Origin of the sequence: Streptomyces sp. NPDC000345 (genome assembly GCF_042898825.1) — a bacterium.
Taxonomy (GTDB): Bacteria; Actinomycetota; Actinomycetes; order Streptomycetales; family Streptomycetaceae; genus Streptomyces.
In genome coordinates, this window is record NZ_JBIAZE010000002.1 from 355,673 (window position 1) to 369,874 (window position 14,202).

The 14,202-nt window shown below is 72.8% G+C and carries 12 protein-coding genes and 1 pseudogene; 6 read left to right on the plus strand and 7 right to left on the minus strand.

Going from position 1 to position 14,202, the window contains the following annotated elements:
• Nucleotides 1-18: 18 nt before the first annotated feature.
• Nucleotides 19-1,638, plus strand: a complete 1,620-nt coding sequence (locus ACFY30_RS06100; protein WP_390658767.1) for an ABC-F family ATP-binding cassette domain-containing protein — start codon at nucleotides 19-21, stop codon at nucleotides 1,636-1,638.
• A 16-nt stretch (nucleotides 1,639-1,654) separates the two neighbouring features.
• Here ACFY30_RS06100 and ACFY30_RS06105 read toward each other — a convergent pair whose 3' ends face one another.
• Nucleotides 1,655-2,764: a Vms1/Ankzf1 family peptidyl-tRNA hydrolase gene (locus ACFY30_RS06105; RefSeq protein WP_390843954.1), complete on the minus strand. Its 1,110-nt coding sequence runs from the start codon at nucleotides 2,762-2,764 to the stop codon at nucleotides 1,655-1,657.
• Between the two features lie 63 nt (nucleotides 2,765-2,827).
• Between ACFY30_RS06105 and ACFY30_RS06110 the strand changes: the two are divergent.
• Nucleotides 2,828-3,103: pseudogene (locus tag ACFY30_RS06110) on the plus strand (DUF6158 family protein); the annotation flags it as partial.
• A 308-nt stretch (nucleotides 3,104-3,411) separates the two neighbouring features.
• On the opposite strand, the gene ACFY30_RS06115 reads toward ACFY30_RS06110, so the two are convergent.
• The 6 genes from ACFY30_RS06115 to ACFY30_RS06140 all read right to left on the minus strand — a co-directional run bounded on the left by ACFY30_RS06115 (nucleotide 3,412) and on the right by ACFY30_RS06140 (nucleotide 9,470).
• Nucleotides 3,412-3,729 carry a hypothetical protein gene (locus ACFY30_RS06115; RefSeq protein ID WP_390843955.1) on the minus strand — a complete coding sequence of 106 codons (318 nt, stop codon included), beginning with the start codon at nucleotides 3,727-3,729 and terminating at the stop codon, nucleotides 3,412-3,414.
• Between the two features lie 224 nt (nucleotides 3,730-3,953).
• Nucleotides 3,954-6,059: a catalase gene (locus ACFY30_RS06120; RefSeq protein WP_390843956.1), complete on the minus strand. Its 2,106-nt coding sequence runs from the start codon at nucleotides 6,057-6,059 to the stop codon at nucleotides 3,954-3,956.
• Nucleotides 6,059-6,601, minus strand: a complete 543-nt coding sequence (locus tag ACFY30_RS06125; protein WP_390843957.1) for a type 1 glutamine amidotransferase domain-containing protein — start codon at nucleotides 6,599-6,601, stop codon at nucleotides 6,059-6,061. Before ACFY30_RS06125 ends, ACFY30_RS06120 begins: the two co-directional genes overlap by 1 nt.
• Nucleotides 6,602-6,607: 6 nt before the next feature.
• Nucleotides 6,608-7,138, minus strand: a complete 531-nt coding sequence (locus ACFY30_RS06130; RefSeq protein ID WP_390843958.1) for a diguanylate cyclase — start codon at nucleotides 7,136-7,138, stop codon at nucleotides 6,608-6,610.
• Complete coding sequence (locus tag ACFY30_RS06135; RefSeq protein ID WP_390843959.1) at nucleotides 7,135-7,515, minus strand: DUF2795 domain-containing protein; 381 nt, start codon at nucleotides 7,513-7,515, stop codon at nucleotides 7,135-7,137. The genes ACFY30_RS06130 and ACFY30_RS06135 overlap by 4 nt, the downstream gene beginning before the upstream one ends.
• 164 nt (nucleotides 7,516-7,679) lie before the next feature.
• Nucleotides 7,680-9,470, minus strand: coding sequence for a thiamine pyrophosphate-requiring protein (locus ACFY30_RS06140; protein ID WP_390843961.1), 1,791 nt, complete (start codon nucleotides 9,468-9,470; stop codon nucleotides 7,680-7,682).
• Between the two features lie 262 nt (nucleotides 9,471-9,732).
• On the opposite strand from ACFY30_RS06140, the gene ACFY30_RS06145 reads away from it, so the two are divergent.
• The 4 genes from ACFY30_RS06145 to ACFY30_RS06160 all read left to right on the plus strand — a co-directional run bounded on the left by ACFY30_RS06145 (nucleotide 9,733) and on the right by ACFY30_RS06160 (nucleotide 14,155).
• Nucleotides 9,733-10,524, plus strand: coding sequence for an RNA polymerase sigma factor SigF (locus ACFY30_RS06145; RefSeq protein WP_390843962.1), 792 nt, complete (start codon nucleotides 9,733-9,735; stop codon nucleotides 10,522-10,524).
• Between the two features lie 221 nt (nucleotides 10,525-10,745).
• Entirely contained in the window at nucleotides 10,746-11,636 is an 891-nt protein-coding gene (locus ACFY30_RS06150) for a hypothetical protein (protein WP_390843963.1), read from the plus strand.
• A gap of 210 nt (nucleotides 11,637-11,846) precedes the next feature.
• Entirely contained in the window at nucleotides 11,847-13,094 is a 1,248-nt protein-coding gene (locus ACFY30_RS06155) for an aminotransferase class I/II-fold pyridoxal phosphate-dependent enzyme (protein WP_390843964.1), read from the plus strand.
• Nucleotides 13,091-14,155 carry an MBL fold metallo-hydrolase gene (locus ACFY30_RS06160; protein ID WP_390843965.1) on the plus strand — a complete coding sequence of 355 codons (1,065 nt, stop codon included), beginning with the start codon at nucleotides 13,091-13,093 and terminating at the stop codon, nucleotides 14,153-14,155. The genes ACFY30_RS06155 and ACFY30_RS06160 overlap by 4 nt, the downstream gene beginning before the upstream one ends.
• The last annotated feature ends 47 nt before the right edge of the window (nucleotides 14,156-14,202 follow it).

Consider the following 14,202-nt stretch of genomic DNA (forward strand, 5'->3'; position numbering starts at 1 on the left):
CCCGCAGAATGCCTTTTCATGGGACATCTGGAAGCCGCGCACCTCGAGTACTACCTCCCCGACGGGAGGGCGTTGCTCGGCGACGTGTCCTTCCGGGTGGGCGAAGGGGCCGTGGTGGCCCTGGTCGGACCCAACGGTGCCGGCAAGACCACCCTGCTGCGCCTGATCTCCGGCGAGCTGAAGCCGCACGGCGGCAGCGTCACCGTCAGCGGCGGCCTCGGCGTGATGCGCCAGTTCGTCGGCTCCGTACGGGACGAGACGACCGTGCGCGACCTGCTCGTGTCCGTGTCCTCGCCCCGCCTCCGGCAGGTCGCGCAGGCCGTCGACCGGGCCGAGCACGCGATCATGACCGTCGACGACGAGGCCGCGCAGATGCAGTACGCGCAGGCCCTCGCCGACTGGGCCGAGGCGCGCGGCTACGAGGCCGAGACCCTGTGGGACATGTGCACCACGGCCGCGCTGGGCGTGCCGTACGACAAGGCGCAGTTCCGGCTCGTCCGCACCCTGTCGGGGGGCGAGCAGAAACGCCTGGTGCTGGAGGCGCTGCTGCGCGGCACCGACGAGGTCCTCCTCCTCGACGAGCCCGACAACTACCTCGACGTCCCCGGCAAGCGATGGCTGGAGGAGCGGCTGAAGGAGACCCGCAAGACGGTCCTCTTCGTCTCCCACGACCGCGAACTCCTCTCCCGCGCCGCCGAGAAGATCGTCTCCGTGGAGCCCTCGCCCACCGGCGCCGACGCCTGGGTGCACGGCGGCGGCTTCGCCACCTACCACGAGGCCCGCCGCGAACGCTTCGCCCGCTTCGAGGAACTGCGCCGCCGCTGGGACGAGAAGCACGCCCAGCTGAAGAAGCTGGTGCTGAACCTGCGCCAGGCCGCTTCCATCAGCCATGAACTGGCCTCCCGCTACCAGGCCGCCCAGACCCGGCTGCGCAAGTTCGAGGAGGCCGGCCCGCCGCCGGAGCCGCCGCGCGAGCAGGACATCACCATGCGGCTGAAGGGCGGCCGCACCGGCGTAAGAGCCGTCACCTGCACGGCACTCGAGCTGACCGGCCTGATGCGGCCCTTCGACCTGGAGGTCTTCTACGGCGAACGCGTCGCCGTCCTCGGCTCCAACGGCTCCGGCAAGTCGCACTTCCTGCGCCTGCTCGCCGGCGAGGACGTCGCGCACACCGGCCAGTGGAAACTCGGCGCGCGGGTGGTGCCCGGGCACTTCGCCCAGACCCACGCCCACCCCGAACTCCAGGGCCGCACACTGCTCGACATCCTCTGGAAGGAACACTCCCAGGACCGCGGCGCGGCCATGTCCCGGCTGCGCCGCTACGAGCTCACGCAGCAGGCCGAGCAGGCCTTCGACAAGCTCTCCGGTGGCCAGCAGGCCCGCTTCCAGATCCTGCTCCTGGAACTGGAGGGCGCCACCGCGCTCCTCCTCGACGAGCCCACCGACAACCTCGACCTGGAGTCCGCCGAGGCACTCCAGGAAGGCCTGGAGGCCTTCGAGGGCACGGTCCTCGCCGTCACCCACGACCGCTGGTTCGCCCGCTCCTTCGACCGCTACCTGGTCTTCGGCAGCGACGGCCGGGTCCGGGAGACCCCGGACCCGGTCTGGGACGAGCGGCGCGTGGAACGGGCCAGGTAGACGGCGCTCCGGCGGGCTACTTCCAGCGCAGCAGCGCCCCGAGCCCGCCCACCGGCGCCTCCTCGGCCGCCTCGGACGGGACGACCAGCGCGCTCGCGTCCGTGGCGACCGCCGACCGGATCAGCGCGTCGTCCGCCCGGGCCGCCCAGGAGCGCTGCTCGCCGAGCGTCTTCAGCTCCGTGCGGCGCACCGCCAGCTGGTCCGGGTCCTCGCCGATCCACACCTCGCGGTGCGCGTCGGGACCGTCCGGCCGGATCAGCAGCTCGTCGATCCGGTGCTCACGGGCCGCCTCGACCAGCGCGGGCACCCCCTCCACCGCCCCGGCGTGGCCCTCCTCGTCCGGGGCGCGGGCGGCGAGGAAACGTTCCAGCTCGGCCTCGGTGCGACGGCGCACATGGTCGGCGCGGGCCGCCTCCACCTCCTCGTCCAGGAGCCGGCTGCCCGCACCGCGCTCCATCTCGGCCACCCGGCCCTGCAACCGCCGCGGCAGCCGCTCGTGCACGGCCCGCCGCTCCCGGTCGTCCCCGACCAGCACCAACAGATCGGCGCGGGTCTCCTCCTGGCACACGGTGAGCGCGTCCGCGATCTCCACCGCGTTGTGCTCCCAGGTGTTCTCGACCTTCAGCTGGAAGTGCCGCTCGGACCAGTCCGCCGTCGCCGTGCGGTGGACGGGATACCGCCGGCCGGAGACCGTGTCCACCTTCTCGCGGGTCCACGGCGTGCGCAGCTCGAAGTCCGCGCCCTTGCGGTCGATGTACGCCACCACGCACACCGGGTCCTGGTCCGCCAGTTCCAGCAGCGGCGCCACCCGCGGCAGCGGTGCCCACTCGGCCCGGTCGCCCTGCGGGGGCCGGGCGGCCAGCGCAGGATCGAGGACGACCTCGCCGGCCCGGGCGAACAGGGCCCGCCCGTACGGCTCGGAGGAGTGGCTCAGCTCCTCGACCGCGCGCTCCACGGCCCGGCAGGTGGCGTCGTCGGCGCCCTGGCGGCCCAGCTCGCGGGCCATCGCGGCGGCCGTGAGGTGACGTTCGTGAGGCGTGTTCTCCGTGTGCCGGGAGGTGTCGACGTACACGGAGGCCCAGGGGCCGGAATGTTCGTACAGTGGATGCAGAAAGGCGAGATCCATGGCTCCCTCCCGGATGCCGCTCGGGGTCGTGCTGGTGTGCTCCCGGGCGGGTACCCGTACCGCATGGACGAACACGACGAGCGGGGCACCACCATGACCGGAGTCGACCCGGACCGGCTGGACGACCAACAGCTCATGAAGGAGCTGGAGACGATCCACCGCACGCGCCACGACACCCTGCTGTACGGCTCGAACGACGCCCTGCGCGCCCACAACGACCGCATGGCCCAGCTCGAGGGCGAGTACCTGCGCCGCAATCCGCGCCGCTTCGTCGCCCCGGGCCGCACCCGCGACGGAGCCAGGGACCGCGCCACCGCGGCGAACGGCGGCCCGGGCACACGCCGACCCCCGGCCGGCACGGCCCCGGCGGGGACGGCCGCGTCGGAGACCCCCGTGGGCAAGTGGGGTCAGGGTTCCACGGGCGGGGGCCGTCGCGGGGCCTGAGGCGGGTCGGGCGGTGTCGGCGGTCGGCGGTCGATTGTGTGCGGTCGGTTGTATGCGGTCGTCAGTCGGGGGTGGCCGGATCCCAGGGGCCGGCCGGATGTCCAAGCGGAACGGATGCCCGGTGGTCGGCCCACGGCACGGGCATGACGCGAGGCGGCTCCGGGATCCGCCTCGGATCCCGGAGCCGCCCGGAGTCCGGCCGCTCAGCCGCCGAACGGGCTGTCGTCCGTCACGTGGGCGACGTTCACGTTCGGGCTGTCGTCACCATTGCTGCAGCTCTGCTGCGTCACGGTCTGCTTCGACACCGTGCTGGGGGCGACGAAGCCGAGGGGGAGGAGCCCCGCGAGGTTCACGTCGGAGACGTTGAGAAGACCGACGGTCACGTCGCCCTGCTGGATGCACTGCCGGAAGCCCCCGTCCCCGTCGGACCCGTAGGGGGAGGCGGAGGCGGCACCCGCCCCCGCCACGGCCAGGCTTCCGATCATGGCGGCGACGAGGCCGGCCTTGTGCAGCTTGCGCATTAGATCCCCTTTGCTATCTGAGTGGCGCGTTTCGTGTCGTAACGGAGCGTTACGAGTGTGCACGATATGTTATGATTGCACCCTTTGCACCCCAACACGCCGCCACCCCCGGGGCAACCACCGGCGCGCCGGTCGGGGGATGCGAGGCCGCTGCCGGGCACAGAGATGCGGTCGACCGCATCGCCTGCAGTCGACCGCATCTCGCCCCTTGCGGGCCGTCGCCCTCAGCCGTTGACGGGCGGCCGGTCCCAGTGCCGATGAGCCGCGACCGCGGCCACGAACGCCTGGACGAACTCCGCGCTCGCGGTACCCGGCGAGGTGTCCGAGACCACGCCCTGGTCGGTCACCACCCGGTGGAACTCGGTGGACAGCCGCACCCCGGCCGGCTTCAGCGCCGTGATCACGTCCACCCCGGATCCCAGCGCGCCCACGGGCTTGCCGTGCCGGAAGGCGCTCCGCGCGAAGCGCATGGCGTCCGGGTCCTCGATGACCGGCGGGGTGCCGGTGGGGCCGCCGGGCAGCAGGACGGCGTCGTACAGAACGGAAGCGACGGTCGGCAGTGCGCGGTCGACCGCATACCGTCCACCGTCGGCCGCCGCCACGCTCCCGTCCGTGGCCGCCAGCGCCTCCACGACCGCGCCCTGAGCCTCCAGCTCCTCCCGCACCGACGCCACCTGCTGCGCGTCCACCCCGTCGGTGACGAGCACCGCGATCCGCCGGGTGCGGATCGAGCCGTCGCCGCGCAGTGACTCCAGGCTGAGGGCGGGCGACGACGCCTTGGACGCCGTCTCCGCCGCGCCGGACGGCTCGGCCACGCCGATGCCGCGCGCCACCTGGCTCGCCAGGTCGCCGTCGACATGCGCGAGCTGCTCGACCGTACGGGCGCGGATCTCCCGGGTCTCGACCTTGCCCAGCTCGAACCGGAACGCCTGGACGATGTGCTGCTTCTCCCAGTCGGCCATGCTGTTCCAGAACAGCGCCGGCTGGCTGTAGTGGTCCTGGAAGCTCGGGCTGCGGCGGCGGATCCTGGCGCCGTCGACGCGCTCCGTGTAGTGGGTGAAGGCCTTGCCGTCGACGCCCGCGTGGGCCGGGCAGCCACCGCCGAGGGAGTTGGGGAAGTAGTTCGTACCCCGGTGGACCGTGCTCTGGTGGTAGCCGTCACGCTGGTTGTTGCGGACCGGCGCGACCGGCCGGTTCACCGGCAGCTGGCTGAAGTTGGGACCGCCCAACCGGATCAGCTGGGTGTCCAGGTAGGAGAAGTTGCGGGCCTGCAGCAGCGGGTCGTTGGTGAAGTCGATACCCGGGACCACGTTGGCGGTGTGGAAGGCGACCTGTTCGGTCTCGGCGAAGAAATTCTCCGGGTTGCGGTCCAGGACCATGCGACCGATCGAGCGGACCGGCACCAGCTCCTCCGGGATGACCTTCGTGGCGTCGAGCAGGTCGAAGTCGAACGCGAACTCGTCCTCCTCCGGCACCAGTTGAACACCCAGCTCCCACTCCGGGAACTCGCCGGCCCCGATCGCGTCCCACAGGTCACGCCGGTTGAAGTCAGGGTCGCGGCCCTGGCACTCCTGGGCCTCGTCCCACACCAGCGAGTGCACACCCAGCCGCGGCGTCCAGTGGAACTTCACGAACGTACCGCGCCCCTCGGCGTTCACGAACCGGAAGGTGTGCACGCCGAAGCCCTGCATCATGCGGTAACTGCGCGGGATCGCCCGGTCCGACATCAGCCACATGATCGCGTGCAGCGTCTCCGGCTGGAGCGACACGAAGTCCCACAGGGTGTCGTGCGCGGAGGCGCCCGTCGGGATGTCGTTGTGCGGCTCCGGCTTCACCGCGTGCACGAAGTCCGGGAACTTGATGCCGTCCTGGACGAAGAACACCGGGAAGTTGTTCCCGACCAGGTCGTAGTTCCCCTCCGACGTGTAGAACTTGGTCGCGAAGCCGCGCACGTCCCGCACCGTGTCCGCGGACCCCCGCGGCCCCTGCACCGTCGAGAACCGGACGAACACCGGGGTGCGCACCGACGGGTCCTGGAGGAAGGCCGCACGGGTGAACTCCGCGCAGGACTCGTACGGTTCGAAGTATCCGTAGGCGCCTGCGCCCCGCGCGTGCACCACCCGCTCGGGGATGCGTTCGTGGTCGAAGCGGGTGAGCTTCTCCCGGAAGTGGAAGTCCTCCATCAGGGTCGGACCGCGCTCGCCGGCGGCCAGCGAGTCGTCGGTGTGGTCGACCTCCACGCCCTGGTCGGTGGTCAGCGGCCCGGACGCGGGATCCTCGGAACGAAAGCGGCCGAGTTGCCGGTCCTTGCGGTCGGACGGCGCGCCCATCAGACCGCCTCCTTGGCGAACACGTCGAGAAACGCCTCGCAGAACGCCTTCAGATCGTCCGGCCTGCGGCTGGTGACCAGCTTGTTCGGACCGTGGTCGCAGATCTTCACCTGCTCGTCGACCCAGGTGCCGCCGGCGTTGCGGATGTCCGTACGCAGGCTCGGCCACGAGGTCAGCTCACGGCCGCGCACGACGTCCGCCTCGACGAGCGTCCACGCGGCGTGGCAGATCGCCGCGACGGGCCGGCCCTGCTCGAAGAACTCCTTCACGAACGCCACGGCCTCGGGCCTCATTCGCAGGAAGTCCGGATTCGCGACGCCGCCCGGCAGGACCAGCCCGCCGAAGGACTCCGCGGGCACCTCGCCGACGACCTCGTCCACCATGAACGTGTCGGCCTTGTCGAGATGGTTGAAGGCCTGGATCTCGCCGGAGTCCGTCGACACCAGCACGGGCTCGTGACCCGCGTCCACCGCGGCCTGCCAGGGATCGGTGAGTTCGACCTGTTCGACGCCCTCGGGCGCCACCAGAAACGCGATGCGCATGATCGTTCAACGTCCTTTCGTGGCATGCCGGCGGGCCGCTTCGCCCCCGGCTCGCAGTTCGTTCTTCCTGGCCCGGGCCGCCCGCCGGCACCGCAGCGGCTCCTCGCCGTACGGCAGGAGCACACATGCGCCGATCGCCGCGCCGAACGGCAGCGACTCCAGAAGACTGTGGATGTGCTGCTCGACGGGCTTGACCTCGCGCTCGCTGCGCACGGCCGTGCGGACGTCCCACAGCGCGGTCGCCTCGTGCACCGCGGCGCCCGCGCACTGCACGGTCAGCAGCAGCGGGTTCACCTCGTACCGCAGGGTCAGCGCTGTCGGAATGCCCACCTCGGCCGTCATCAGTGAGTGGATCAACGATTCCCTGGTGCCCGCCGTGTCCTCGATACGGGTGCGCCGGTGCATGACCCGGTCGGCGAGACCGGGCACGAACCGGCTCGGCAGCAGCCCGTACAGCAGACAGCGGGTGGTCGCGTCGCCGACGTCGACGGTGGTGCCGGGGGTTGCGACCTCGGCGGCCCGGTGCCTACGGGTCACCGGCCGCTTCCGACCAGTGCCTCGGCCAGTTCGGACACGTTGGCGTAGCGCTCCTTGTGCGGCAGCCGCCGTACGGCCTCCACCAGCGCGTCGGGCGCGTTCCTGCGCCGCAGGGTCACGGACAGCTCGCCCGGTCCCGCGGGGAAGGAACCGCGCCCCAGGATCCGGCCCAGTTCCAGCCGCACCGTCGCCAGGGACGCCCGGGAGGTGCCCGGTACCACCGGACCTCCCCAGACCTCGGGATCGTCCTCGGCGGACGGCTCCGGGTCGTGCCATTCCTCGGACCGCGTGGGATGCCCGGACCGGAGCAGACCCTGCAGTTCATGCTTCATCTCGTCGTCCCGGTGCACGCTCAGCCGGTCACTGCCTCGCTGCATGTCTCCCTCCAGACTTCGTGGCCGGCCCACCGCGTACCCGTGGGGCGGGAGCTGACACGGGATCCCGGGGACGGATGCCGGGATGGCGGATCTCCGTGAGGGGACGGCGGCACACGAGATCTTTCATGGCGGATACTGCATACAAGATCCCGGGGTCCGGGCGATCACTTCCTCCCCGGCAAGAAGTCCTGCATCTTCGCCTTGAACCCCTGCTTGATCATGGAGCCGCGGTCGGTGTCGCCCTTGAGGATCGACTCGGCCGTCGCCTCCATCTGCTCCCAGGTCGCGTGCGGCGGGATCGGCGGCACGGACGGGTCGGTGAGGAACTCGACGACCGCGGGCCCGTCCGCCTCCAGGGCCGTACGCCAGCCCGTCTCGACATCCTCGGGCTTCTCCACCCGCACCCCGGTCAGCCCCAGCGAACGGGCGAACGCCGCGTACTGCACGTCCGGCAGCTCCTGCGACGGCAGGAACGACGGGGCGCCCCCCATGGACCGCATCTCCCACGTCACCTGGTTGAGGTCGCGGTTGTTCCAGACGGCGACCACGAGACGCGGATCCTGCCACCGGTCCCGGTACTTGGCCGCCGTGATCAGCTCGGCCATGCCGTTCATCTGCATCGCCCCGTCCCCGACCAGCGCGATCGCGGGCCGGTCCGGGTGGGCGAACTTGGCCCCGATCGCGTACGGCACTCCGCAGCCCATCGACGCCAGCGTGCCGGAGAGGGAGGCGCGCATGCCGGGGCGCATCGTGAGGTGCCGGGCGAACCAGTTGGCGACCGAGCCGGAGTCGGAGGTGACGATCGCGTCGGCCGGCAGCAGCGGGTCCAGGGCGCGGGCCACGTACTCCGGGTTGATCGGGTCGGCGGACAGCCGGGCCCGCCGCTCCATCACGTCGTGCCAGGTCCGTACGTTGTCGCACACGGTGTCGAACCATTCACGGCCGCGTTCCTCGCCCCGGATCATCGGGATCAGCCGCCGCAGCGTCTCCTTGGCGTCGCCGACGAGATTCACCTCGTACGGATACCGCATCCCCACCATGTGCGGGTCGATGTCGATCTGCACGCCCCGCGCCTTGCCGAACTCCGGCAGGAACTGCGTGTAGGGGAAGGAGGATCCGATCGTCAGCAGGGTGTCGCAGTCGCGCATCATCTCGTAGGACGCGCGGGTGCCGAGCAGGCCGATGGAGCCGGTGACGTAGGGGAGTTCGTCGCTGAGGACGTCCTTGCCCAGCAGTGCCTTCGCCACCCCCGCACCCAGCGTCTCGGCGATCCGCTCGACCTCCTCGCGGGCCCCGGCCGCGCCCTGCCCGGCCAGGATCGCCACCTTGTCACCGGAGTTGAGGATCTCGGCGGCCCGCTCCAGTGACTTCTCGGAGGGGACCGCCGTCCAGTCGCTGCGGTCCAGGCTGGACGGCACCATCTTGAACTCGTGCGTGGGGGCGGAGTAGTCGAGCTCCTGGACGTCTCCGGGGATGATGACCGCGGTCGGGCAGCGGCGGGCGTACGCGGTGCGGATCGCCCGGTCCAGGACGTTCGGCAACTGCTCGGGCACGGTCACCGTCTCCACGAAGTCCGAGGCGACGTCCTTGAACAGGGAGTGCAGGTCCACCTCCTGCTGGTACGAGCCGCCCATCGCCGTGCGGTGCGTCTGGCCGACGAGGGCCAGCACCGGGACATGGTCGAGCTTGGCGTCGTACAGACCGTTGAGGAGATGGATCGCGCCCGGTCCCGAGGTCGCCACGCACACCCCGAGGCGGCCGCTGAACTTGGCGTACCCGGTCGCCTGGAACGCGGACATCTCCTCGTGCCGCGACTGCACGAACCGCGGGTGGTCCTCGGCCCGGCCCCAGGCGGCCAGCAGACCGTTGATGCCGTCGCCGGGATAGCCGAACACTTCCTCCACGCCCCACTCGCGCAGGCGCTGCAGGATGTGGTCGGAGACCTTGGTGCTCATGTACGGGACCTCCCGGACGTCGGGAAAAAGGACATGCGGACGTAAGCCGTGACGTGTGACGAGTGACCCCGGGGGCGGCCGGAAAACCCGGGCGGGCGTTTGCGGAGGGGGTCCGGGGGCAGGCGCACTGCCAGTGCTTCGGACCGGAGGCACGCCCGTGGGACCGCCGCAGCCGGCGGCCCCGGCACGCCCGGTCGGGCTGTTGCCGTGCTCCCACGGGGACCGGCCAACCCTGAGCACTTCAAGGGAGTTGCTACGCATCATGCGAACCCGAGCGAGCGCGAGGCACCACCCGCACGACGACGCCCCCGACACCGCCGACGCCTTCCGCAGGCTGGCCGCACTGCCGCCCGGCCCCCGCCGCGACGAGCTCCGCGGCCGGATCGTGGAGGCCTGGCTGCCCATGGCCGACCGCATCGCCGGCCGCTTCCGCAGCCGCGGCGAGAGCTACGAGGACCTGCGCCAGGTCGCGGCCCTCGGCCTGGTCAAGGCCGTCGACCGCTACGACCCCGAGCGCGGCAAGGCGTTCGAGAGCTACGCCGTGCCCACCGTCACCGGGGAGATCAAGCGGCACTTCCGTGACCACATGTGGACCGTCCACGTGCCCCGCCGGGTCCAGGAGCTGCGCAACCGGGTCCGGTTCGCCTGCCAGGACCTGACCCAGACCGTGCCCGGACGGCGCCCGACCGTCACCGAGATCGCCGAACAGGCGCAGCTGAGCGAGGAGGAGGTCCGGGCCGGGCTGGAGGCGCTGGAGAGCTTCACCGCGCTGTCGCTCGACGCGGAACTGCCGGGCGGCGAGGACGGGTACTCGCTGAGCGATGTGCTGGGTGCCGCCGACCCCGCCCTCGACACGGTCGTGGACCGCGAGGCGGTCCGGCTGCGGCTGGCCGCGCTGCCCGAGCGGGAGCGGGTGATTCTGTACCTGCGGTTCTTCGGGGACATGACCCAGAGCCGGATAGCGGAGCGGCTGGGGATCTCGCAGATGCATGTGTCGCGGCTGATCAACCGGTGCTGTGACCGGCTGCGGGAACAGGTGATGAGCGACGCCTGAAGGGCGTGACACGGTCGCCGTGCGGGCCCGCCCGTGGTGGCCGGCCGCGCCGTTCCCCGCCACCGGGCCGGTGACCCTCGTCCCGCCCCCGCGTCACCCGGGTGGCGGGCGAGCGTCCCGCCAATGGACCGTGGCCGCGCGCGGCCCGGCGGCTCTGCGGCTGTGATGAGTGCGAGGCATGAACGCCGTGCCCGCCCCCGTCGGCCTAAGGAGCCGTTCCCATGCGCCGCACCGCCCCCCTTCTCCTCGCCGCCGCCCTGCTGGTCGCCGCCGGGCCGGTCGCGGTCGCCGACCCGGCGGCCGAAGTCGGCCCGGGCAGTGTCGACCCGGGCGGCAGCGTCACCGTGTCCGTCTCCTGCGATCCCCTCGACGGCACCGCCCCCGACACCCTGGACGCCGTCTCGCAGGCCTTCGCCGACGGGACCGTCAAACTGAACAAGGTCCCGGGCGACGACGGGAAGACCGCCGGGCCGGCCTACGAGGGCAGCGCCCACATCGCCTCCGACCTCGGCGAGGCGGACGGCGGGGTCGGACCGGACACCGCCTGGACCGTCGACGGGACCTGCCCGGCACCGCCCGGCGGACAGGGCAGCCCCTGGAGCGCGACCTTCGACGTCAACCGCGCCGACGGCGTCGGCGGTGGCAGCGGTGCTGACAGTGGCACCGGCGCGGACGGCGGCAGCGACACCTACGGCGGCCTCGCCGGCAGTGACACCGACGACGGAATCGCCGGCGGCGACACCGACGACGGAATCGTCGGCAGCGGCAGCGGCACCGACAACGGCCTCGCCGGCAGCGGCACCGTCCCCCAGCCCTGCGGCCCGGCTCACGTCCCGGGCGGACCCTCCTGCGACACCGGCCACACGTGCTCCCAGGCCGCCTCCTGCGACACCGGCCACGCCTGTTCCCAGCCGACTTCCTGCGCCACGGCCCGCCCCCCGGCCCACGCCACCACCCCGGCCACCGTCGAACACGGCGTACGGGCCGGTACGGGCGGCGCCTTCCGCGAGTCCGTGCCCGCCCTCGTCGCCGGCGGCCTGCTGATCGCCGGCGCGTGCGGCGCCGCCGCGCACCGACTGCTGCGCCGCCGCAGGCCCACGGCGGACGTCTGATCGGCCCGACGGCCCGCCCGGCCGCGCTGTGATCAGCGCAACGCGGGCGGGCGGCCATGACCCCCGGGCGCACGGGGTACTCGGAGCCCGGGGGCACGACCCGCCCCGTACGAGACGCCACGCATCACCGGTACACCGGGCACCACAGGGCACACGGCTCCCGGCGGCCGACGGCACACGCCACCAGGGACGGACTGCGCGGAGGACCCCATGCGGCGCACGGCACCGGAAGGCCACGGGCCCGTCCGCTACGGCCCGCCGCTCCCGCCCGACGGACTGCCCGTGCTCCCCGGCCTCGCCTCCGTCCTCGCCGGGGCCGCCACGCGCGCGTACGGCGAACCCGTCGGCGGCGGCCCCGCGCTCCTGGACGCCGCCCGCGGCTACTGGGAGCGGCGCGGCACGCCCGCCGAACCCGGCCGGGTCGTCGCCGGACCCGGGGCCCCCGCCCTGCTGCTCGCGCTGACCGCCGCGCTCGGCGGCGACGTCCTGGTGCCCCGCCCGTGCGCGGCCTGGTGGGCGCCGTACGCCCGTCTGCTGGGCCGTCCCGTCTTCCACGTGGCGACACCCGCCGAGTGCGGCGGAGTGCCCGATCCCTTCGCCCTGCTGGAGACCGTGCGCCGGGTGCGCGCCGAGGGCGGGGATCCGCGGCTGCTGGTGCTGTCGGTCGCCGACGACCCCACCGCCACCGTCGCCCCGCCCGAGGTGCTGCACGAGGCCGTCGAGGCCGCCGCGGGGGAGGGGCTGCACCTGGTCAGCGACGAGACCTGGCGCGGCACCCTGCACGCCCCGCACGACACCGTGCTGGTCAGCCCCGCCGAGATGCTGCCCGGCCAGGTCACCGTCGTCACCGACCTGGCGGGCGCGCTGCTGCCCGACGGCTGGCCGGCCGCCGTCGCCCGTCTGCCGGCCTCGACCGCGGGGGACGACCTGCACGCGCGCGTGCTCGACGTCCTCACCGCTCTCGACGCGAGCGTGGCCGCACCGGTCGCCGCCGCCGCGGCGTACGCCCTGGCCGAGCCCGAGCCGGTCCTCACGCGCGTGGCCGCCACCGTACGCCTGCACGCGCGTGTGGCCCGGGAACTGCACGCCACGGTGGTGGCTGCGGGCGCTCTCGCCCTGCCGCCGCAGGCCGGCCGCCACCTGTACGCCGATCTCGGTCCGCTGCGGGAGGCGCTCGCCGGGCACGGGGTGGGCGACGCACAGGACCTGGAGGACTTCCTCACCGCCCGGCTCGGGATGCCCGCGCCCGGCGGCCACCGCTTCGGAGACGACCTCGGGGCACTGCGGGTGCGCCTGTCCACCGGCCCGCTGCTGGGCGGCACGGACGCCGAGCGCACGGAATGCCTCACCTCACCCGCGCCGTTGGAACTGCCACACGTGCAACGCGCGTTGACGCTCTTGAGGTCGGTCTTCGACGATCTCCGTGACGACGCTCAGCGATGGGAGCCTCCTCGATGACGCAGCAGTCCGAGTCGACCACCACCACCCCCACCGGCACGGTGACCACCCCGGACCCCGATGCCCTGCCACCCGTGTCCGAGCCCACCGTCCCGCCCCTCGCCGAGCCCCGGCCGCTGGGGGAGCGGCGGGTGTGGCCGCGTACCTTCCACGACCGGTTGACCGCTCCGCTGCCCGGCCTCAAGGCCCTCGCCCGGTTCGCCCGCGAGGGCTCCGTACGCCCCGGCAAGGAGGGCCTCGCCGACGTCCCCCGGCTGCCGTTCGCGCCGGCCCCGCTGCCCCGCGTGGACGCCCGCACCGTCGCCGTCACCTGGGCGGGACACGCCAGTTGGGTGGTCCGCATCGGCGGGCTGACCGTGCTCACCGACCCGGTGTGGTCCCGCCGCATCCTCGGCACCCCGGCCCGCATCACCCCCGTGGGCGTGCCCTGGGAGGCACTGCCGCCGGTCGACGCCGTCGTCATCAGCCACAACCACTACGACCACCTGGACGCGCCCACCCTGCGCCGGCTCCCGCGCGACACCCCCGTGTTCGTACCGGCCGGACTCGGCCGCTGGTTCCAGCGCCGCCGCTTCACGCGCGTGACCGAGCTCGACTGGTGGGAGGCGGCCGAACTGTCCGGGGTCCGCATCGACTTCGTCCCCGCGCACCACTGGTCCAAGCGCAGCCTCACCGACACCTGCCGCTCCCTGTGGGGTGGCTGGGTGCTCACCGCGCCCGACGGGCAGCGCGTGTACTTCGCCGGCGACACCGGCTACGGCCACTGGTTCTCCCGTATCGGGCAGCGCTACCCGGGCATCGACCTCGCCCTGCTGCCCATCGGCGCCTACGACCCGCGCTGGTGGCTCAGAGACGTCCACTGCGACCCGGAGGAGGCGGTCCGGGCCGCCCTCGACCTGGGCGCCCGCCGCATGGCCCCCATGCACTGGGCCACGTTCGTCCTGTCCGCAGAGCCGGTGCTGGAGCCGCTGCGACGGGTGCGCGCGGCCTGGGAGAAGGCGGGACGCGACCGCGGGGACCTGTGGGATCTCCCGGTCGGAGGCTCACGCATACTCGGCTGAAGCCCGTCCGTACGACCCGGTCAGATGGCCCGCCCCGCTCCTCGGTG